Origin of the sequence: Sulfuricurvum sp. IAE1 (assembly GCF_004347735.1) — a bacterium.
Taxonomy (GTDB): domain Bacteria; phylum Campylobacterota; class Campylobacteria; order Campylobacterales; family Sulfurimonadaceae; genus Sulfuricurvum.
Window position 1 is genome coordinate 65,910 of the sequence record NZ_SLTI01000042.1, and the last position, 19,326, is coordinate 85,235.

19 protein-coding genes are annotated in these 19,326 nt (G+C 55.7%); 12 read left to right on the forward strand and 7 right to left on the reverse strand.

Annotation, left to right across the window (positions count from 1 at the left end; all coding sequences use genetic code 11):
- Nucleotides 1-4: 4 nt before the first annotated feature.
- Entirely contained in the window at nucleotides 5-622 is a 618-nt protein-coding gene (locus E0765_RS05500; protein ID WP_165921680.1) for a DUF134 domain-containing protein, read from the reverse strand.
- A 424-nt stretch (nucleotides 623-1,046) separates the two neighbouring features.
- On the opposite strand from E0765_RS05500, the gene E0765_RS05505 reads away from it, so the two are divergent.
- The 8 genes from E0765_RS05505 (at nucleotide 1,047) to E0765_RS05535 (ending at nucleotide 5,962) form a co-directional block, all read left to right on the forward strand.
- Nucleotides 1,047-1,478: a NifB/NifX family molybdenum-iron cluster-binding protein gene (locus tag E0765_RS05505; RefSeq protein ID WP_165921681.1), complete on the forward strand. Its 432-nt coding sequence runs from the start codon at nucleotides 1,047-1,049 to the stop codon at nucleotides 1,476-1,478.
- Nucleotides 1,468-1,689, forward strand: a complete 222-nt coding sequence (locus E0765_RS05510) for a DUF4492 domain-containing protein (protein ID WP_132812223.1) — start codon at nucleotides 1,468-1,470, stop codon at nucleotides 1,687-1,689. Before E0765_RS05505 ends, E0765_RS05510 begins: the two co-directional genes overlap by 11 nt.
- Before the next feature lie 4 nt (nucleotides 1,690-1,693).
- Nucleotides 1,694-2,068: a NifB/NifX family molybdenum-iron cluster-binding protein gene (locus tag E0765_RS05515; protein WP_132812224.1), complete on the forward strand. Its 375-nt coding sequence runs from the start codon at nucleotides 1,694-1,696 to the stop codon at nucleotides 2,066-2,068.
- 12 nt (nucleotides 2,069-2,080) lie between these two features.
- Complete coding sequence (locus tag E0765_RS05520) at nucleotides 2,081-3,616, forward strand: cytochrome ubiquinol oxidase subunit I (protein ID WP_132812225.1); 1,536 nt, start codon at nucleotides 2,081-2,083, stop codon at nucleotides 3,614-3,616.
- Nucleotides 3,616-4,749 (forward strand): cytochrome d ubiquinol oxidase subunit II, encoded by a 1,134-nt coding sequence (gene cydB, locus E0765_RS05525; protein ID WP_132812226.1) that lies wholly within the window; start codon nucleotides 3,616-3,618, stop codon nucleotides 4,747-4,749. The genes E0765_RS05520 and cydB overlap by 1 nt, the downstream gene beginning before the upstream one ends.
- A gap of 10 nt (nucleotides 4,750-4,759) precedes the next feature.
- Nucleotides 4,760-4,900 carry a hypothetical protein gene (locus E0765_RS12480; RefSeq protein ID WP_165921674.1) on the forward strand — a complete coding sequence of 47 codons (141 nt, stop codon included), beginning with the start codon at nucleotides 4,760-4,762 and terminating at the stop codon, nucleotides 4,898-4,900.
- 127 nt (nucleotides 4,901-5,027) lie between these two features.
- Nucleotides 5,028-5,465 carry a permease gene (locus E0765_RS05530; RefSeq protein ID WP_132812227.1) on the forward strand — a complete coding sequence of 146 codons (438 nt, stop codon included), beginning with the start codon at nucleotides 5,028-5,030 and terminating at the stop codon, nucleotides 5,463-5,465.
- The gene (locus E0765_RS05535) at nucleotides 5,462-5,962 is read left to right on the forward strand and encodes a permease (RefSeq protein ID WP_132812228.1); all 501 of its coding nucleotides are present in this window, start codon (nucleotides 5,462-5,464) and stop codon (nucleotides 5,960-5,962) included. Before E0765_RS05530 ends, E0765_RS05535 begins: the two co-directional genes overlap by 4 nt.
- Before the next feature lie 6 nt (nucleotides 5,963-5,968).
- Here the strand turns inward: E0765_RS05535 and E0765_RS05540 are convergent, their stop codons facing one another.
- The 4 genes from E0765_RS05540 to E0765_RS05555 form a co-directional block, all read right to left on the reverse strand.
- Complete coding sequence (locus E0765_RS05540) at nucleotides 5,969-6,253, reverse strand: DUF3817 domain-containing protein (protein ID WP_132812229.1); 285 nt, start codon at nucleotides 6,251-6,253, stop codon at nucleotides 5,969-5,971.
- A gap of 10 nt (nucleotides 6,254-6,263) precedes the next feature.
- Nucleotides 6,264-6,728, reverse strand: a complete 465-nt coding sequence (locus tag E0765_RS05545; RefSeq protein WP_132812230.1) for a rhodanese-like domain-containing protein — start codon at nucleotides 6,726-6,728, stop codon at nucleotides 6,264-6,266.
- A gap of 105 nt (nucleotides 6,729-6,833) precedes the next feature.
- The gene (locus E0765_RS05550) at nucleotides 6,834-8,948 is read right to left on the reverse strand and encodes a Tex-like N-terminal domain-containing protein (protein WP_132812231.1); all 2,115 of its coding nucleotides are present in this window, start codon (nucleotides 8,946-8,948) and stop codon (nucleotides 6,834-6,836) included.
- A 414-nt stretch (nucleotides 8,949-9,362) separates the two neighbouring features.
- Entirely contained in the window at nucleotides 9,363-10,214 is an 852-nt protein-coding gene (locus E0765_RS05555) for a hypothetical protein (protein ID WP_132812232.1), read from the reverse strand.
- Between the two features lie 198 nt (nucleotides 10,215-10,412).
- Here E0765_RS05555 and recQ point away from each other — a divergent pair, with 198 nt between their 5' ends.
- Nucleotides 10,413-12,260: a DNA helicase RecQ gene (recQ, locus tag E0765_RS05560; protein ID WP_132812233.1), complete on the forward strand. Its 1,848-nt coding sequence runs from the start codon at nucleotides 10,413-10,415 to the stop codon at nucleotides 12,258-12,260.
- Between the two features lie 3 nt (nucleotides 12,261-12,263).
- Here recQ and E0765_RS05565 read toward each other — a convergent pair whose 3' ends face one another.
- A complete protein-coding gene (locus tag E0765_RS05565) occupies nucleotides 12,264-13,592 on the reverse strand; it encodes a DEAD/DEAH box helicase (protein ID WP_132812234.1) in 1,329 nt (442 codons plus the stop codon).
- 116 nt (nucleotides 13,593-13,708) lie between these two features.
- Between E0765_RS05565 and E0765_RS05570 the strand changes: the two genes are divergently transcribed.
- Both E0765_RS05570 and hrpB read left to right on the forward strand, forming a co-directional pair.
- Nucleotides 13,709-14,989, forward strand: coding sequence for a putative glycoside hydrolase (locus tag E0765_RS05570; RefSeq protein WP_132812235.1), 1,281 nt, complete (start codon nucleotides 13,709-13,711; stop codon nucleotides 14,987-14,989).
- Nucleotides 14,989-17,481 carry an ATP-dependent helicase HrpB gene (gene hrpB, locus E0765_RS05575; protein ID WP_132812236.1) on the forward strand — a complete coding sequence of 831 codons (2,493 nt, stop codon included), beginning with the start codon at nucleotides 14,989-14,991 and terminating at the stop codon, nucleotides 17,479-17,481. The genes E0765_RS05570 and hrpB overlap by 1 nt, the downstream gene beginning before the upstream one ends.
- On the opposite strand, the gene recR is transcribed toward hrpB, so the two are convergent.
- The gene (gene recR / locus E0765_RS05580; protein ID WP_132812237.1) at nucleotides 17,478-18,047 is read right to left on the reverse strand and encodes a recombination mediator RecR; all 570 of its coding nucleotides are present in this window, start codon (nucleotides 18,045-18,047) and stop codon (nucleotides 17,478-17,480) included. The two genes, hrpB and recR, sit on opposite strands and share 4 nt — an antisense overlap.
- Nucleotides 18,048-18,197: 150 nt before the next feature.
- Between recR and dnaJ the strand changes: the two genes are divergently transcribed.
- The gene (gene dnaJ / locus E0765_RS05585; RefSeq protein WP_132812238.1) at nucleotides 18,198-19,319 is read left to right on the forward strand and encodes a molecular chaperone DnaJ; all 1,122 of its coding nucleotides are present in this window, start codon (nucleotides 18,198-18,200) and stop codon (nucleotides 19,317-19,319) included.
- Nucleotides 19,320-19,326 lie beyond the last annotated feature (7 nt).

Here is a 19,326-nt window from a genome sequence, read left to right on the forward strand (position 1 = left end):
TTTTTCAGATCATCTTGCCCACAACCGTATCGATATCGACGGTATCGGTCATTTCGACGTTGATGCCGCTCCCTTCGATGTTGCGGCGTATTCCCTCGCCGATACTGCGCACGACCAGCAGATCGGCTCCTTTGAGCAGCGGAGGGATGATCCGCCCGGCCGCCAACCCGGCTGCGGTCGAATCGTCAACGATTTCGACCCCTTTGTCCGTAAGCTCCCGATAGATCGGATTTTCTTTATAAACGATCGAAACGATGGAGCCGTTGTCCACCTTGGCAAAAGCAAACTGCTTCGCCGTGAGAAAATAAGGATGGACTTCGGAACGGGTATTCGTGGGGAAAACGACGGTGAAACTTTTTTTCTCTTCCGTGAGCGATATTCCCTTGCCGTACATCACCATCTCGGCCATTTTTTTGCGTGCCCGCTTGACCAGCTTCGCAAAAGTGGGACGCGATACCCCCAGCGCCGCCGCGCACTCCTCATGGTACAGCCCCTTGAAATCGGCCAGCACCATCGCTTCGAACTCGTCCGCCGACAGCGGGAGCATCTCTTTGGGCTTACAGGTCAAAGGGCCGAACGACAGACAGGTCGGTTTGACGGAATAATTGCGTTGTTTGCTCATACTGAACCTTTTTTTACATTTGTAAATCATAAACGTTTTTTTCCCAAGCCCACCTTAAACGGACTTTGTGGCTAAATACCGCTAATGCATTCTGAATTATACAAATGATAAATATTGCTTAATAATCTTTTTATTTTACATATGTTAAATTACAGCATGTCGATATTAACAAATGGTAAACGTTTTATTACAATACTGCAACATCGGATGAACATATTTATTAATAATTCGTCACGTTTACCATTAACCGTTATGATCAGTCTCGTCGTTTACGGCTGCCTGAAAGAGTGGTTATAAGCGACATCTGTTTCCTCCTTCGCAGATGTCACTTATGCCCATTTTGGAAAACCCGCCGGAAAGGTTTCGGCGCGCAATGAGTAAAGACCGTTTCAAGATGGGTGAAAATCATTATAAAGGATTTAGCATGATCGCTATACCCGTCAAAACCGAAACCCCTCAAAGCGCCGTCGCGCCCTTGTTCGGCAAAGCCAAATGGTTTGCCCTGATCGATAAAACCGGAGAGATCACTTTCTGGCACAACACCCTTCAAAGCGGCCGTGAAGTGGTCAACCATTTCAAAAAAAGCGGTGTCACCCGCGTCGTATTCCAGGATATGGGTGGAAATCCCTACCTGATGCTCAGTTCCGCCGGGATTGAATGCTACCATGCCGGGCATGGACGCATCCTCCTCCCCGAAGCGCTCGAATTTATGAAAAACGGCGCCCTTATCCGGGTAACCTCGGACAACATGGCCGAATACGTCGAACGCCCGCACCGCCACCGTAAAGAAGAGCACCTTCATCTTCAGCACTGCGGGGAACACCATCACCACGGACACCACCGGCATGGCTACTGAAGCATCGCTGCTTCGCCGGATCGCCGACCTGTATATCGAAGGCTTCCGCGCCATGAAAGTGGGGCGGCAGCTTTGGCTTCTGATCGCGCTTAAACTCTTGATCCTGTTCGGGGTGATGAAAATTCTTTTTTTTCCCGATATCCTCAACACACGGTTCGATACCGATGCGCAGCGCAGCGCTCATGTGCTGGAAAATTTAACCAAGGAGTGACTGAATGTCAAAAAAAATCGTTTTTCCGACCAATGAACACCACGGCCTCCTCTCGAAACGGGATGCCCATTTCGGACGGGCCAATTTCTACACCGTCGTCGAAGTAGCCGATAACGGCCATATCGAAGACGTCCTCGTCGTCAAAAACGAAGGGCACGCAGATAGTGGCTGCGGCGGCGCGGTCGAAAACATCTGCACCCTGGGAGCGGACGTGTTGATCGTTTCGGGAATCGGCGGTTCTCCGCTGGAAGGTTTCGTTAGCCGGGGATTGGCGGTTTACCACGACAACCGATCCTTCAACGTCCATCAGTCCCTTCAGGCCTTTCTGGAGAACAGGCTGAGCCTCATGCAGCCGCAGATGAGCTGTTCACACCACTAAAAAGGAAACACCATGGAACCAATGGCCAGCGAACTGGTAGACTGGTCCCGGGCGCAATTCGCCCTGACGGCCCTGTACCACTTCTTGTTCGTCCCTCTCACCCTGGGACTCTCGTTTATCGTCGCGATCATGGAGACGATCTATGTGAAAACGGGGGATGAGAAATGGAAAAAAATCACCCGTTTCTGGATGACCCTATTCGCGATCAATTTCGCGATCGGGGTTGCAACGGGTCTCATCATGGAGTTCGAATTCGGAACCAACTGGTCGAACTATTCGTGGTTCGTCGGGGACATCTTCGGTGCGCCGCTGGCGGTCGAGGGGATATTGGCCTTCTTCATGGAATCGACCTTTTTTGCCGTCATGTTCTTCGGATGGAACAAAGTCTCCAAAGGCTTCCATCTCCTCTCGACGTGGCTCGTCGCGGTCGGATCGAATCTCTCGGCCTTCTGGATCCTCGTCGCCAACGGCTGGATGCAATACCCGGTGGGGATGGTGTTCAATCCCGACACCGTCCGCAACGAAATGGCCTCCTTTTGGGACGTCGCCCTCTCGCCCGTCGCGGTGGCGAAGTTCCTCCACACCATCGGCAGCGGCTACGTGATCGGCGCCTTGTTCGTGATCGGGGTTTCGGCATGGCTGATTCTCAAAGGGCGTGACGTCATCGAAGCGAAACGCTCGATGGTGGTCGGAGCCAGCTTCGGTTTGCTCGTATCGATCTTCCTTGCGGTGAGCGGGGACGAATCGGCCTACCAGGTCGCCCAGCATCAGCCGGTGAAACTGGCCGCAATGGAGGGACTTTACAAAGGGGAAGAGCGCGCCGGAATCGTCGCATGGGGCGTCCTCAATCCCGACAAACAGATCGGTGACGACCGGCCCGAATTTCTGGGCGACGTCACGATTCCCTACGCCCTTTCGTTTCTGGGATACCACGACGTCGACGCCTTTGTCCCCGGACTGGACGACCTGGTGTACGGCAACCCCGAGCACAACGTCGAAAGCGCCGCCTCCAAAATGATCAAGGGGAAAATCGTCGTTGAAGCACTCTCGGATTACAAAGAGGCGAAAAAAGCGGGCGACGAAGCAGCGATGGCCGCGGCGAACGCAAAGCTCCAGCAATACATGGGCTATTTCGGTTACGGCTACCTCGAAAAACCGACCGATATCGTTCCTCCCATCGCAATCACCTTCTACAGTTTCCACGTCATGGTGGGGCTGGGGATGTGGTTCATCGTCTTGTTCCTGGTCGTCCTCTACCTGCTGATGGCCAACGACATCACCCGCTTCCGCAAAGTGCTGTGGGTAGCCCTCTTCTCGCTGCCGCTGGGTTACGTCGCCGCCGAAGCGGGATGGATCGTCGCGGAAGTGGGACGCCAGCCCTGGGCGATCCAGGATCTCCTTCCCGTAGGCATCGCGGCGACGCAGATCGAAGCGGGGAACGTCCAGCTCTCGTTCTGGCTCTTCGCCCTCCTCTTTACGGGACTGTTGATCGCCGAAATCAAAATCATGCTCCGCCAGATCGCGCAGGGCATCCACGGAGGCCACTGATGTTTGAAAATCTAACATTGCACGAGCTGCAAATCTACTGGTGGAGCATCATCTCTTTGCTTGGCGGACTGTTTGTCTTCATCATGTTCGTTCAGGGAGGACAGACGCTCCTGAACCAACTTTCCGGCAATGAAACGGAAAAAACGATGCTCGTCAACTCGCTGGGGCGCAAATGGGAGCTTGGGTTCACGACCCTCGTCCTTTTCGGGGGGGCACTGTTCGCGGCGTTTCCCCTCTTTTACGCGACAAGTTTCGGCGGAGCCTACTGGGTGTGGCTCGCCATCCTCTTTACGTTCATCATTCAGGCCGTCTCGTACGAATACCGCACCAAAGCCGGAAACGTTTTCGGGGCGCGTACCTATGAGACGTTCCTCGCGATCAACGGCTATCTGGGTACTTTTTTACTGGGGGCGGCAATCAGCACCTTCTTCAGCGGTGCGGAGTTTCGGCTGGACGACAACAACTTCGTCTACTGGATGAGTTCCACCCGCGGCCTCGAAGCGCTGGCGGTATGGCAGAACTACCTCCTCCCCTTTGCGATGATCTTTCTCGTGCGGATCATCGGGGGAATGTATTTTCTCAACAACATCGACCATGAGCCGATCCGTGACCGCGCCCGCGCCATGATCAAACGCAATATCCTCTACTTTCTCCCCTTCTTCCTCGCATTCGTAGGATGGGTGCTGTTCAAGGACGGGTTCGCGTACGATCCGGTGAGCAAAGCCGTCACGCTGGTCCCGATGAAGCACCTGGGCACCTTTATTGAACTGCCCTGGATCGGGGCGATGTTCCTCCTCGGCGTTGTGATGGTTCTCGTCGCCGTTTTCAACTCGGTTTTCAAAGCGAAAAACTGCTGCATCTTCACCGTCGGGATAGGAACGGTCCTTACCGTCATGGCCCTGCTGCTCAACGTCGGGTTGAACGGAACGTCGTACTACCCCTCGGTATACGACCTGCAGCATTCACTCACGATTGAAAATTCATCGGGAAGCCACTATACTCTTGCAGCGATGTCGTATGCGTCGCTGATGGTTCCCTTCGTCCTCGCCTACATCGCCTACGTCTGGCATGCGATGGACCGGGTCAAAATCACCGAGGAGGAAATCACCTCTTCGGGCGAACACCACTATTAAGGAGATCGTCATGATCGACTACACCGAATCATTGATCTGGCTGGCCGCATGGCCGCTGATCATCTATCTGGGATACAAGTTCGCAGCGTTCAACATGGCCCACTTTACACGGATGGAAAAGTTCCTCGAAAAAGAGGAAAGTTCCCACTAAGGGGAGAGTATAATATGAATGAAGCCATCAGTCTGGCCGTGACCTTCGTCGCGATCATGATCGTATATGAATATCTGAAGCCTAAGGACGATAATAAATCAACGGATAAAGATGAAGATTAAATAAAATGAAGCCCGAGCCATCGCCCTCTTTCTTCAAAGTGCTGAAAAAATCGGCGGTCTCTTTTGCCGCGACCCTTCCCCTGTTGATGGGAGTCATTCTCCTCGTCGGGATGGTCCAGACGCTGGTAAGTCCGCAGATGATCGCCTCACTCTTCGGTCACGGGGTTCTGATCGATACCGTGATCGGGACGGCCGTCGGCGCGGTCGCTTCAGGGAACCCGTCGATCGGCTATATGGTCGGGGGAGAATTATTGGAACAGGGGATTTCGCTGTTCGCGATCACCGCCTTTATCCTCTCATGGGTGACGCTGGGCCTCGTCGGCCTACCTGCTGAGATCAGCGTCTTCGGCATCCGGTTTACCGTCGTGCGCAATCTCCTCTCCCTCGTTTTCACCTTTCTCATCTCGATCGCAACCGTCATGAGCGTCGAGGCCCTCTCATGAATTTATCCGATTTCAAAGGTATCTGGTTTTTGCTCGGCGTCGCGGTCGCCTACGGAGTGCTTTGGGGATTCGATCCGCACAGCGGCCTCAAGGCTCTGGAGAAAAGCGGCACAATCGTGTGGAGCCTTTTGCCGATCTTCGCTCTTGTGATCCTCATCACCGCCCTCGTCAACTATTTTCTCAAACCCGCCCGGTTCGTCAAACATTTCGGGGCCGACAGCGGCAAAAAAGGGTGGTTCCTCTCCCTCGCCAGCGGTGTTCTCAGCCACGGACCGATGTACGCGTGGTATCCGATGCTGCAGGAGATGAGAGAGCGGGGAATCAGGGACGGCTATCTGGTGGCGTTTTTGTATGCGAGATCGATCAAAATCCCTCTCCTGCCGCTGATGGTGGAGTATTTCGGGTGGCTTTTTACGATCGTGCTGACGTTCTATATTCTGCTGGGGTCGTGGCTTCAGGGGGTCGTTTCCGATCGCATCGGATCGAAAGGTCCCTGATTTCCCTTACATCCGAGCCAGTTTTTTGTTGAGGAGAAACGTCCCCCACGGGACGAGCGAAGCGACGAACGCCATGGCGCTGAACGAATAGTTCCAGCGATGGGCGGCGGCCGCCGCGACGAGCGCGGCGACGAACGCGATGAATAGCAGCCCGTGCGCCATCCCGACGATCTTGACCGCCATGGGAATTCCTGCCATGTATTTGAGCGGCATCGCGACGAACAGCAAGATCAGGTACGACCACCCTTCGATGTTTCCGATGAGGCGCAATGTGGCGATTTTATCGTTCATCGTGCCCCCTTTATTTCACGGGGCAGGTTTTCGGTGCGCTCACCTGCGCCATCCCGACAATCCCCTGTTCCAGAACCTGCACGTTGGAAAAACCGAGCATTTTGAGGTTCAGCGCCGCCGGAAATGCCCGCGTCGCCGAATGGCACAGAATCACCAGCCGCTTGTCGGAAGGAATTTGATCGAGGTTTTTCGCCTCGAAGAGCTCAGAAAGGGGGATCGAAAGGGTGTTTTGGTACCCCGAGCGGATAAACGCCTGCTCTTCGGGGGTGCGGATATCGATCACGACAATCGAGGGGTCTTTCCGGATTGCCTCAACAAACGCTTCAGGTTTAAGGAAGATCGTACTGTTAGCAAACGCTTCAAACGTCAGCTTGCCGTAAAAAGCATCGAGTTTTTTCGCCAGATCGGCATCATAGGCCGACGCCGGGAGGGAAAATGCCACCAGTGCGGAGGCCAAAAAAAGTTTCACTTTCATCGTGCTATCTTATCCTTCGTATCAGTATTGTTGTCCGAAGAATAGCGACACCCAACTAAATCTATAATAACTTGGCCATATTATAAAGATACGTTTCGATTATGGCTACTCTTCCTTCAGACTGAGCGACACTTTCTGCTTTTCGACATCCACCTCGAGCACCCGGATACGCCCCAGCTGCTGATTGACGCTGAGCACCTCGAGAGGGTGGGCGATTCGTTTTTCCGACATCTGGGAGATATGGATGAGGCCGTCGTTTTTGAGCCCGATGTCGACAAACGCGCCGAAATCGGCGATGTTGCGGACGACCCCCGAGACAATCGAGCCGGGTTTCAGCTCTTTGATGTCGGTCAGATCGGAGCGAAAAGCGATCGGGGGGAGAGATTCGCGGGGGTCGAACCCCGGTTTTTTCAATTCCGCGACGATGTCTCCCAGCGTCGCCTCCCCGATCCCCAGCTCGCGCGCGATGGCGGGGAGCTGCTCTTTCGTGATGCCCTGTACGTCGTAGCGCTCCATCAGCGCCGACGCCGCGCCGTAGCTCTCGGGGTGAACGCCCGTATTATCGAGGACGCTTTTGCCGCCACGAATACGGAAGAACCCCGCGCACTGTTCGTACGCCTTGGCCCCCAGCCCCTTGACCTTCAGCAGCTCCGCTTTGGAGCGAAACGCCCCTCTTTTCTCACGGTGTTCGACGATCGCTTTGGCGACCTTGTTCCCCACCCCCGCGACGTAGGAGAGCAAGGAGACCGAGGCGCTGTTGGGGTCGACCCCGACACGGCTGACGAGGTCTTCGGTCACGTCGCCCAGTTTCTTCTCCAGCAGCTTCTGGTTGACGTCGTGCTGGTACTGCCCGATCCCCAGCGATTTGGGATCGATCTTCACGAGCGCCGCCATCGGGTCGCGAAGCCGCTGGGCGATCGAGATCGCGCCGCGGATCGTGACATCAAGCTGCGGGTACTCCTCCTGCGCGATCTTCGAGGCCGAATAGACCGACGCCCCCGCTTCGCTCACGACCGTGTAGGCGAGGTTCAGCCCCTCCTCGCGGTTGAGCCGGGCGAAAAACTCCTGCGTCTCCCGCGATCCCGTTCCGTTGCCGATCGCTACGGCATCGATCCCGTAGCGCTGCGCGAACTCCTTCACCGTTTTGGCCGACTTCTCGTAATCGGACTGCGGCGGGGTCGGGTAGATCACCGCATGGGTCACATAGGTGCCGTTGGCGTCCACGACGGCGAGCTTGCACCCCGTACGGTAGGCCGGATCGACCCCAAGGATCGCGTGTTTGGCCACCGGAGGGGTGATGAGAAGCTGCGAGAGGTTTTTGCCGAACGTCGCTATCGCCTGCGCGTCAGAACGCTCCTTGATCAGGGCAAGGACTTCCCTCTCCAGCGAGGGGAACAACAGCCGCTTGAAGCCGTCCATATACGCCTCCATCAGGAGTTCTTTGGAGCTTTTGGCGTGGCGGGGGATGCGGAACCGCTCGATCGACTGCGCGACCCGCTCCGTGTCAATGGAGATTTTGACACTCAGCTCCTTTTCGGCAACGCCGCGCATCAGGGCGAGGTAGCGGTGGGAGGGGATGGAGGAAATCCGCTCGCTTTTGCCCGCGAGCTTGGCGTACAGACCGTCCTCTTTCAGCCCCTTGGCCCCCTTGATCTCGAACGAGGAGTATTCCATCATCTGCCGCCGCCAGTGGTCCCGCTCGCGCGGATCGTCGCTGTAGCGCTCGGCGAGGATGTCTCTCGCCCCCTGCACCGCCTCATCGGCCGATTTCACCGTGCCCTTGACAAACTGCGCCGCTTTTTGGAGAAACTCCCCCTTCTCGAGCCGTCCACTCTCCAGCAGATTCGCCAGAGGTTCCAGTCCAGAGGCGATCGCGCTCGCGGCGCGGGTGTTTTTCTTCTCCTTGTAGGGGCGGTAGATATCCTCCACCTCCTGCAGGCTCTGCGCCGCGTCGAGGCGGGAGCGCACCTCATCGCTCAGATGCCCCCGCTCGCCGATCAGACGCAGCACCTCCTCCTTGCGCTCCAGCAGTCTTTTGGCGTAGCCGTACACCTCCTCGAACGCGCGAAGCTGCTCGTCGCTCGCACCCCCCGTCATCTCCTTGCGGTAGCGGGCGATGAAGGGGATCGTGGCGCCTTCTTCGAGGAGCCCCAGGATATTGGCGACGTTTTTAGGGGAGATATTCGTTTTTTGGCTGAGAAGGTCGATCAGAGGGGTCATGGGAATCCTGCGGTGGTGAAATTAGGAGGGGAAGTGTACTCTGTTTTATTTAAACCTTCGTACTTTTCTGTTTAGCCAGAAAAGTACCAAAAGAGCATACCGCGATCCAAGAACGCTTGTTCCTCCCGGCACTTCTGCCTCCAGAACGGCTCTAGGTAATGAATCGCGGGAAAGTTTGATGCAATCATTTTCGCGGAACGCGAAAACAATAAGCAACCTGTTTTTCGAGCATCCTTGAAAGCCGCATGCGGAGGCAGCAGTGCCGGGAGCATGCGAGCGATTTGCTCGAAAGACGAGGTTTTTTGGGTTACTTTTTTTGCCGGCACAAAAAAAGTGACAAGGGACTTACAAAAAGTGTTTGACACCTTTGCCCTAGTTATAGTTATCACCTGCCCCCTATTTCCAAGTGATTTGTTAGATTATATTCTTCTCACTACGTTTCCTGAGTCTGCTAACAAAATGCCAAATCAAAGAAGCTATAAGTGATGCTAGAATTCCAAGAAGAAAACTAATCCCTCTTTCCACCCATATTCCCTCTTCAAGCTGTTTTCTTTGCTGCAAGAAAATTGCATCAATCACTTCTTGACGTGCATTTACAATGGGCTCTAATTCAGACTTTTTCTTCTCAAGGTTTTCTATAAGTTCTTGTGTAGTCTGGATCTCCGCTTTCTTTGATGAAATAAAGCGTGCAAGATGATCTAAATTATCTTCTGTTTCTTTCAATATTTTGTACTGATCTTTATAATTGTGAGCTTCTTGAAAAATTGCAGATCGCTTTTTTTCTGCTTGATGAATTGACATCCCTATGCTTGTTATTCCAAGCACAATTCCAATTATCGAAATAATTGTTGTTGGTTTAGGTGCCTTTTTATAATTACTTATCCAGATGTCAACAAATAGTTCTGAGAATTTATCAAACCGAAATGATAATAATGACTTTATTAATTCGATTGCTTCATGATAACTTTCTTCCGGTGGTGCATTATAAATATTAAAGCCACTATCAATTACCTCAGCTCCACTGGATTCTTCGTCAGTATAGTTTATGACTCCAGTAGGGTATTCCCATACATAAAATTTTAGATCAATTGGATTGGCGCATTTATGGCACGGTTCATCAAACTCAGCAACATATTGGGTTTCTGTGCCCATTCCTCGCTCTGACCCTGACTCTGATTCAAAGTAAAAATCATCTGGTCTAAGATAATGTTTGGCACCACAATTGGAGCACTTATAAGTTGCATTCCCAAGAATTTTATCACTCATATTTATTTTTATGCTCCTAAATAATCTAACTATTTATTCCAAAAATATCCCTATCTACCCAATTTCGAGCAGATCATCGGACACATAAAATCTCTAAATTTCAAAACATATCCATCAAATTAAACAAAATGACATATTTTCAGTAATTCTACGCTTTTTATCTTAATAATGTCCGTATCTCTTCTAAAAAGCAAGCGGATGAAACAGCGGTATAATGCCACTATCAAAACAAAAGGCCCCCCCTTGCCCCACCCTCCCCGCGACAAATACTCCGTCCTCAAACACACCTTTGGATTTTCAGGTTTCAGACCGTTGCAGGAAGAGGCGGTGGATGCGATCCTCTCGCGCCGCGATCTGGCGATGCTACTCCCCACGGGAGGGGGGAAATCGCTGTGCTACCAGCTTCCGACGCTACTGATGGATGGGATCACGGTCGTCGTTTCCCCCCTCATCGCCCTGATGCACGACCAGGTCCTCGCGCTCAAAGAGCTGGGGATCGAGGCGGAGATGATCTCCTCAACGCAGGATCGGCAGGAGCAACAGGAGGCGTTCGCCAAGGCGAAAAACAAGATACTGAAGCTCCTCTACGTCGCCCCGGAGCGGCTGGCCAACGGCTCTTTCCTCGCGTGGCTGGGGACGCTCGATATCAATTTTTTCGTCATCGACGAGGCCCACTGTATCAGCGAATGGGGGCATGAGTTCCGCGACGACTACCGCAGGCTGGGTGAACTGCGCTCCGCGTTCCCCCACACCCCGATCGCCGCCTTCACCGCCACCGCGACGCCGAAGGTGCGCGAGGACATCCTCTCCCAGCTTGGGCTTCGCGACCCGCTGATCCTGCGTGCGCCCGTGCTGCGCAAAAACATTTCCATCACCGTACGAGAGCGCGACGGCGGATGGCGCACTGATCTGATGAACATCCTGAAAAAACACGAGGGGGAGAGCGGGATCGTCTACGCCTTCTCCCGCCGCCAGACCGAGGAGCTGGCCGAATTCCTCTCCAAAAAGGGGCTCAAATGCTCAGCCTACCATGCCGGGATGAGTTCCGAGCAGCGTCGCAGCGTCCACCAGTCGTTTCTGAACGACGAGACGCAGATCATCGTCGCGACCGTCGCATTCGGGATGGGGATCGACAAGGGAGACATCCGCTTCGTCATCCACACCTCGCTTCCCAAGACGATCGAAAATTATTATCAGGAGATCGGGCGGGCCGGGCGCGACGGGATCGATTCGGAGGCGGTGCTGTTCTACTCGGGGAGCGATTTTTTTACCAAAAAACGGCTCATAGACGAGGGGGGCGACCCGCAGTACCGGGAGATGACCCTTTCCAAGCTCCGCGCCGCGATGGACTACGCCACCTCGGAGGAGTGCCGCCACAAAACGATCGCGGCCTATTTCAGCGACACGATCACCCCCTGCGGTGATAAATGCGACAACTGTCTGGACACACAGGGGAGCAAAAAGGAGATCACGACCCCCGCCCGGATGTTCCTCTCGGCCGTCTACAAGACGGGGGAGCGGTTCGGCGCGACCTACATCGGCGAGGTGCTCTGCGGGGAGGAGAAGGAGAAAATCCTCTCCAACGGCCACGAACGCCTCAGCGTCTTCGGGATCGGCAAAGAGATGAGCAAGAGCGTGTGGGGGACGATTGCCAAACGGCTCGTCGAGCTGGGAGCATTGGAGCCCGATGAGTACAAGGCGCTCCACCTCACCCCTCTGGGGGCGGAAATCCTGAGAGGAAAACAAAGCGTCCATATCCGCGAAGAGCGGCTGAGCCCCAAAAAAGCGGAAAAGAAATCCAAAGCCCCCCATCCGAACGCCCCTGCGCATTACGAGGAGTTCAGGGCATTACGCGCCACCATCGCCCGAGAAAACGGCGTCCCCGCCTACATCGTATTCGGCGACAAGACCCTCTACGAACTGGCTGAACGGCTTCCGCAGACGCGGGAGGAGATGCTGAACGTCAGCGGAATCGGGGAAGTGAAGTACGAGCGGTACGGGGAAGTGTTTCTGGAGCTCTCGCGAAACATCAAAGGAAACGGATAGAGCTTATCTCCCCCGCCCTTTTCCTTTTTTGGGAGCCGCTTTTTTCGGTTCCTCTTCACGTGCCACGCGCGGCCCGCGCTTGCCGATATGTTTGGGCTGTACCGGTTCTTTTTTCTTTTTGTTCCCGAACGCTCCGGGAGTGCGCCCTTTTTTCTCCGCTTCTTTGCTCATGCTTTTGCCCCGCGTTTTGACCAGGCCGTCGGTTGAGGGCGGTTCGAATCCCGCTACCGGAACGATCTCGACGTTTTTGCCCAGCATCGCGACGATTTTTTTCCACGAGAGCGATTCGGAAGCGGAAAGAAGCGTTATCGCCGTCCCCTCTTTGCCCGCCCGTCCGGTACGGCCGATCCGGTGGATGTAGTCGCTGGCGATGTGGGGGATGTCGTAGTTGATGACGACGTCGAGTCCATCGATATCGAGTCCGCGCGCGGCAATGTCGGTAGCGACGAGGATGCGGCTTTTCCCTTCCCGAAAATCGCGCAGCGCACGGTCGCGCGCACCGTGTTTTTTGTCCCCGTGGATCGTAACGCAGGGCAGACCGCTTTCGCGCAGGTATTCGCTCACCTCGTCGGCGATTGCCTTGGTACGGGTAAAGACCAGAACCTGGGGATAGTTATTCGAGCCGATCAGGTACGCCAGCAATTCCCGTTTACGCTCGGCTTCGGTCGGATGGACGATCTGGCGGATCGTGGCGTCGGCGGCTTTGAGATTGTCGATTTCGACCAGCAGCGGGCGCTTAAGGACCCGCTCCGAAAGTCGTTTGACGGCCCCCGTCATCGTTGCCGAAAAAAGTGCTGTCTGACGTGAGGGAGGCAGCATGTCGACGATCTGTTCGATTTCGCGGATAAATCCCATATCCATGATCGTGTCAGCCTCATCGAGAACGAGATGGCTGATTTTTGAGAGGGGGATATGCCCCTGCTTATTCAGCTCGATCAGGCGTCCGGGGGTTGCGATCAGCAGGTCGGCTCCTTTGGAAAGCGACGCGATCTGTTTGTCGATGTTCACCCCGCCGAAGACGTTGAGTATCCGCAGATCGAGGCCCAGCGCGTATGAGCGGATCGCGCGGGTCATCTGGGTAGCCAACTCACGCGTGGGGACGAGGATGAGCGCACGGGGACGCGCGATCTCGTCGGCATCGCCTTTTCCGAGCTGCTGGAGGATCGGCAACGCGAATGCGGCCGTTTTTCCCGTCCCCGTCTGCGCCGCGCCGAGGATATCCCGACCCCGAAGCATCAGCGGGATGACTTTCGTCTGAATCGGCGTCGGGTCGGTATAGCCGAGTGCGGAAAGATTGGCCTGAAGCGTGGGGTTCAATGTCGAAAAGGGCATGAATCCTCCGAATATTGTAATTAGATGGGCAAATCATACCTTTTTCGTCCTTATACCCCCGCATTTTGGTATTAATTTTGCTACGATTACGCAACTTATTATCTCGGAGTATTCTTGTGAAAGCATTTGCGCTTTTAGCCGCCGTCGTTACACTGTCGTGGGGAGCCCCCGCCATGACCAAAGGGACCGTTCTGGACAAACAGACCCAAAAGCCGATCGCAGGCGCGATCGTCACCGCCAACGGTAAAGAATACCGCACCGACGCGGAAGGCAATTTTGCCATTCCCGCTTCGAAAAAGATCGGGGTCCGCGCCCTAGGGTATGACCGGAAATTCTACGCCGGGAGCGGGAAAATGTTCCTCAGCCCCGTTACGCCCAAAGCGATTTATCTCTCCAGCTTCGGAGCCACCAGTTCGAAACTGATGGGCAACGCCAAGGAGCTCATCAAATCGACCGAAATCAACGCCCTCGTCATCGACATCAAAATGGACCGCGGCCAGATCGCCTACCGCACGGCGAATCCGACCGCAAACAAAATCGGGGCGCAGGAGGTCATCCTCTTCAAAGACCTCAAAAAATTCGTCGCCGACCTCAAAGGACAGGGAATCTATACGATCGCCCGTATCGTAACGTTTAAAGATTCCCCTTTCGTCACCGCCAATCCGCATCTGGGCGTCCGCCGCAGCGACGGAACCCTTTTCCAGGACAAAGAGGGACTCTACTGGATCGACGCTTCGCGTCGCGAAGCGTGGGATTACCCGATCGCCATCGCCAAAGAGAGTGCCGCGGCGGGATTTGACGAAATCCAGTTCGACTACATCCGCTTCCCCGATGCCAGAGGAGTGAAATTCGCCGTTGAGAATACGCAGGCCGAACGGGTCAAGGCGATTTCGGGCTTTCTCGAAAGCGCCCGCCGCCAGCTGCTCCCTTACAACGTTTTCGTCTCTGCCGATATATTCGGTTACGTCAGCTGGCACAACGCCGACATCGAAATCGGCCAGCGCGTCGACGCGATCGCCCCGTTCGTCGATTACATGTGCCCGATGCTCTACCCCAGCGGATTCAACGCCGGAATTCCAGGTTACACCAATCCCGTCGCCGCCAATTACGAAATCGTCAAACTCTCGCTCGACAAGGCCCTCGAAAAATCGGGAACGTCGCCCAAAGCGTTCCGTCCTTGGCTTCAGGCTTTCCGCGATTACGCTTTCGACCGCCGCATCTACGGCGAAAAGGAGATTCGTGACCAGATCCGCGCCAGCGAAGATTTCGGAAGCAACGGATGGATTTTGTGGAATCCGCGCAACGTCTACACCGCCGCAGGGCTGATGCGTGAAAACCAAAACGTCACCCAAGTCTCCAAACCAAGCCCCGCCAAAGCCGAAAAACCCGCATCTTAATGGAGTTTTCGGCTCTTCCGATTGCCGAGCGGATCGACACGATCCGCTCGGAACTGCTCTCTTCCAACCGCCTTATCCTCCAAGCCCCGCCCGGAGCGGGTAAAACGACTGCCGTTCCCCTTTCGCTGCTGGATGAGCCGTGGCTTGGGGAGAAAAAAATCATCCTTCTCTCCCCCAGACGTATCGCCGCACGTACGGCCGCGATGCGTATGGCCCAGATGCTGGGCGAACCCCTCGGCGAGAGGGTCGGATACCACATCCGCGGAGAACGCCGCTGCGGGAACCGGACGCGCATCCTCGTCATTACCGAGGGGATACTGACCCGCTATCTCCAAAACGACCCCGCCCTCGAAGAAGCCGCTTTGGTGATTTTCGACGAATTTCACGAACGAAACCTCCACAGCGACCTCTCGCTTGCTTTTGCCCTTCAGGCGCAGGAGGCGCTCCGCGAGGACCTGAAACTGCTGGTGATGTCGGCTACCCTCGATACCCGCGGGCTCAGCGAACTGATGGGACACCCTCCCATCATCACGAGCGAGGGGCGCAGTTATCCCGTCGATATCGTCTACCGTCCCCCTTCGGCCGCTCTCCCCGATCCCAAGAACCTTACCGGCGAAACGTTCCGTACCGTACTCGAAGCGCTCCGCAGCGACGAGGGGGATATTCTCGTATTCCTCCCCGGCGAGCGGGAAATCCGTGATCTTGCGGCACGTCTGGAGGGGGCACGCGATACGTTCCCGGGTCTGCTGATCGCCCCGTTGTACGGAAACCTCACCCGCGAAGAGCAGCAATCCGCCATCCTCCCCGCATCGCGGCGCAAAATCGTCCTCGCGACCAACATCGCCGAAACAAGCCTTACCATCGAAGGGATCCGCATCGTTATCGACACGGGTTTCGAACGTCTCTCCCGGTTCGATCCCGCTGTCGGTATGGAGCGCCTCGTAACCCAGCGCATTTCACGCGCGTCGGCCGATCAGCGTGCGGGACGCGCGGGACGAACCTCGGCAGGGAAATGTTACCGGATGTGGAGCGAATACGCCCATCACGCACTGAGCCCCTTCCGCCACCCCGACATTCTCACCGCCGATCTCGCCCCGCTCGCCCTCGAGCTGGCCGCATGGGGTTCGGACGACTTGCGGTGGATCGATCCGCCCAATCCCTCGCACCTCTCGCACGCACGCGAACTGTTACGCGAACTGGGGGCTTTGGAAGGAAATATCACCCCGCACGGGCGGGAAATCCTCTCGCTTGGGCTTCATCCCCGTGCGGCCCACATGCTGCTAGGCTCACGCGGACTCGGCTTTGAGGGCGAAGCGATCCTCCTCGCGGTCCTCGTTTCCGAACGCGATTTCATCCCCGCAGACGAGCGCTTCAGCGACATCGGCGAACGCTTTCGCATCCTGCGAAACGCGCTGGCTTCCAACCGCGTCGGAACGCACCTCCAGACCCATGTTCAAGCGGTGCGCGACATCGCACGCCGACTCGGCACCCCGCTTCAATGGAGCGAAAACATGGCGGGCGAAACGCTCGCCGTGCTCCTCTCGTTCGCCTATCCCGACCGCATCGCCCGTGCACGGGGAGGCGGAAAATTTCTCACCTTCGAGGGGAAAGAGGCATACCTCCCCCCTAACGATCCTCTCGCAACCGCCGAATGGCTCGTCATTGCCCGCAGCGACGGAGACGCCAAAAGTGCGCGGATCCATCTGGCGGCCTTGCTTGAGGAAACGGCATTGCGACACTACCATCCCGGACTCTTTAGCTCCGAAACCCTCGTCGAATGGAACCCTCAGACCCGACGGGTCGAAGCCCGCGCGCTTGAACGCCTCGGAGCGGTGCTCCTTTCCAGCCGCCCGATCCCCGATCCCGATCCGGAAAAAACCAAAGCCGCCCTTTTAGAGGGTATCCGCCTCCACGGTCTCGAATCGCTCGGATGGGACGATAATGTCCGGCAATTGCGCTCGCGCCTCATCGCATTGAAACATCACTGCCCGCAGCACTGCGACACCGATTTCAGCGACGACGCGCTGTTGTGCGGACTGGAATCGTGGCTTCTCCCCCATCTGGGTGGGGAACGCTCGCTCGCAGAATGCGCCGCTATGGCATGGGAAGAGATTTTGCTCTCTTCGCTCTCCTGGGAGAGCCGGTGCGAATTCGACCGTCTTTTGCCCAAGCGTTTCAAAGCCCCCACGGGGAGTGAAATCGCTATCGACTATCGTGATCCCGACGCACCCGTGCTTGCCGTACGGATACAGGAGATGTTCGGAACGACCAGCCACCCCTCGGTACTGGCGGGAAAACTGCCCCTGACGCTCCATCTCCTCTCCCCCGCGCACCGCCCGATTCAGATAACCCGCGATCTGGTCGGGTTTTGGAGCGGCTCGTACGCAGAGGTCAAAAAAGAGCTCAAAGGGCGCTACCCCAAGCACTACTGGCCCGACGACCCGGCAATAGCCCAGGCGACGAAAAAAACAAAGAAATTTATGGAGGGTTAAATGCTCACGCGGTCTTCGAGCGCGCGGGTAAGGGAGAGGATATCGACGTTCTCCAAACTCACCCCCGTCGGAACCCCCTGCGCGATACGGGTAAAGCGGACGTTGCAGTCGGCGAGCTTGTCCTCGATGTAGAGAATCACCCCCTGATTGGCGATCGAGGGGGTAAGAGCGAAAATCACCTCTTTGATTCCGCTGTTGACGACATCGCGCAGATGGGAGACGTCGAGCTCATCGAGTGAGTCGAGGACGAAATAACGTCCTTCGAACAGGCCGTTTTCCTCGAACGTGAGGATGTCTTTGGCGTTTTCGACGATGCAGAGCAACTCGTGGTTACGGTGCTCGTCGCTGCAGATGGGACAGAGCTCGTCTTCACTCAGACCGCCGCACGAACGGCATTTTCTCAGGCCGGAGATCGCGCTTTCGATCGCATGGGCGAGTTTGAGCGCGCCGAAACTGTCATGCATGACCATATGATACGCCAGCCGCGTCGCCGATTTCTGTCCGATCGTCGGCAGACTCTGCAAAGCGTCGACGAGGCGGTTGAATTTGTCCAGGGATCGTTTCATCCGGGTATTATACTACAACACGCTTTCCCGACAATGCCTCTGATCGGGAACAGATAAACTTTAGTCTTATAGGCTCAATTAAGCTAACATCATTTTCCGTATGGTATAATTCGCAAAAACCTAACTTCACAGACATTACGGAGCATACGCGTGGAAGAATTGAGCTATTATGAAATTTTGGAAGTAAGCCGCAACGCGAACGGCGACGAAATCAAAAAAGCCTACCGCAAAATGGCCAAACTCTACCATCCAGACCGTAACCCCGACGATCCGGACGCGGAACACAAATTCAAACTCTGCAACGAAGCCTACCAGGTCCTCAGCGACGAAAAACAGCGTTCCATCTACGACCGCTACGGCAAAGAGGGGCTTCAGGGGGGCATGGGCTCCTCGCGGGGCGGATTCGGCGGATTCGACGATCTGGGCAGCATTTTCGAAGAGATGTTCAACGGCTTTGCGGGAGGCGGACGCCGCGGAGGGCGTTCACAAGCCGATAAATTCCCCCTAGACATGGGCGTCGAGATGCGCATCAGTTTCAAAGAAGCGGTCTTCGGCTGCGAAAAAGAGATCACCTTTACTTCCAAAACCTCGTGCAAAAGCTGTAAAGGGACGGGAGCCAAAGAGGGTAAAGTAACCGGCTGTTCGCAATGCGGCGGAAAGGGACAGGTTTACATGCGCCAGGGCTTCATGACCTTCTCGCAGACGTGCCCCGCATGTCACGGCGAAGGGACGATGGCGAGCGAAAAATGCCCCGACTGTAACGGCAAAAGCTATACCGAGAACCAGGAGAAAGTAACCGTCAAAATTCCGGCCGGAATCGACACGGGCAACCGCCTGCGCGTTTCAGGACGCGGAAATACCGGCAAAAGCGGCGTACGGGGCGATCTGTACGTCACCTTCGACGTCGAAGAAGACAGCCACTTCATCCGTAACGGCAACGACGTCTACCTCGAAGTTCCCGTATTCTTTACCCAGGCGGTACTGGGCGAAGCGATCACGATCCCCTCGCTCACCGGCGAACTCACCCTCGAACTCGAAACGGGGACCAAAGACACCCAGCAGTACCGTTTCCGCGGCGAAGGGATCAGCGATGTTCACGGTCGCGGCAAGGGCGACCTCATCGCGCAGGTGCGCCTCACCTATCCCTCACGCCTCTCCGGCGAGCAGGAAGAACTTCTTCTCAAACTCCAGGAGAGCTTCGGCATCGAATCCAAACCCCACGAAAGCCTCTTCGAATCGGCCTTCGAAAAAGTCAAAGGGTGGTTCAAGTAACCGCCCG

Excerpts from the sequence above, each read along its gene's own strand:
- E0765_RS12480 (WP_165921674.1), top strand. The coding sequence starts at position 4,760 with ATGATCGACTACACCGAATCATTGATCTGGCTGGCCGCATGGCCGCTG.
- recQ (WP_132812233.1), top strand. The coding sequence starts at position 10,413 with ATGAAACAGCGGTATAATGCCACTATCAAAACAAAAGGCCCCCCCTTG.
- E0765_RS05530 (WP_132812227.1), top strand. The coding sequence starts at position 5,028 with ATGAAGCCCGAGCCATCGCCCTCTTTCTTCAAAGTGCTGAAAAAATCG.
- E0765_RS05565 (WP_132812234.1), bottom strand. The coding sequence starts at position 13,592 with ATGCCCTTTTCGACATTGAACCCCACGCTTCAGGCCAATCTTTCCGCA.
- E0765_RS05505 (WP_165921681.1), top strand. The coding sequence starts at position 1,047 with ATGATCGCTATACCCGTCAAAACCGAAACCCCTCAAAGCGCCGTCGCG.
- hrpB (WP_132812236.1), top strand. The coding sequence starts at position 14,989 with ATGGAGTTTTCGGCTCTTCCGATTGCCGAGCGGATCGACACGATCCGC.
- E0765_RS05545 (WP_132812230.1), bottom strand. The coding sequence starts at position 6,728 with ATGAAAGTGAAACTTTTTTTGGCCTCCGCACTGGTGGCATTTTCCCTC.
- cydB (WP_132812226.1), top strand. The coding sequence starts at position 3,616 with ATGTTTGAAAATCTAACATTGCACGAGCTGCAAATCTACTGGTGGAGC.
- E0765_RS05515 (WP_132812224.1), top strand. The coding sequence starts at position 1,694 with ATGTCAAAAAAAATCGTTTTTCCGACCAATGAACACCACGGCCTCCTC.
- E0765_RS05510 (WP_132812223.1), top strand. The coding sequence starts at position 1,468 with ATGGCTACTGAAGCATCGCTGCTTCGCCGGATCGCCGACCTGTATATC.
- E0765_RS05555 (WP_132812232.1), bottom strand. The coding sequence starts at position 10,214 with ATGAGTGATAAAATTCTTGGGAATGCAACTTATAAGTGCTCCAATTGT.
- E0765_RS05520 (WP_132812225.1), top strand. The coding sequence starts at position 2,081 with ATGGAACCAATGGCCAGCGAACTGGTAGACTGGTCCCGGGCGCAATTC.
- E0765_RS05500 (WP_165921680.1), bottom strand. The coding sequence starts at position 622 with ATGAGCAAACAACGCAATTATTCCGTCAAACCGACCTGTCTGTCGTTC.
- E0765_RS05550 (WP_132812231.1), bottom strand. The coding sequence starts at position 8,948 with ATGACCCCTCTGATCGACCTTCTCAGCCAAAAAACGAATATCTCCCCT.
- recR (WP_132812237.1), bottom strand. The coding sequence starts at position 18,047 with ATGAAACGATCCCTGGACAAATTCAACCGCCTCGTCGACGCTTTGCAG.
- E0765_RS05540 (WP_132812229.1), bottom strand. The coding sequence starts at position 6,253 with ATGAACGATAAAATCGCCACATTGCGCCTCATCGGAAACATCGAAGGG.
- E0765_RS05535 (WP_132812228.1), top strand. The coding sequence starts at position 5,462 with ATGAATTTATCCGATTTCAAAGGTATCTGGTTTTTGCTCGGCGTCGCG.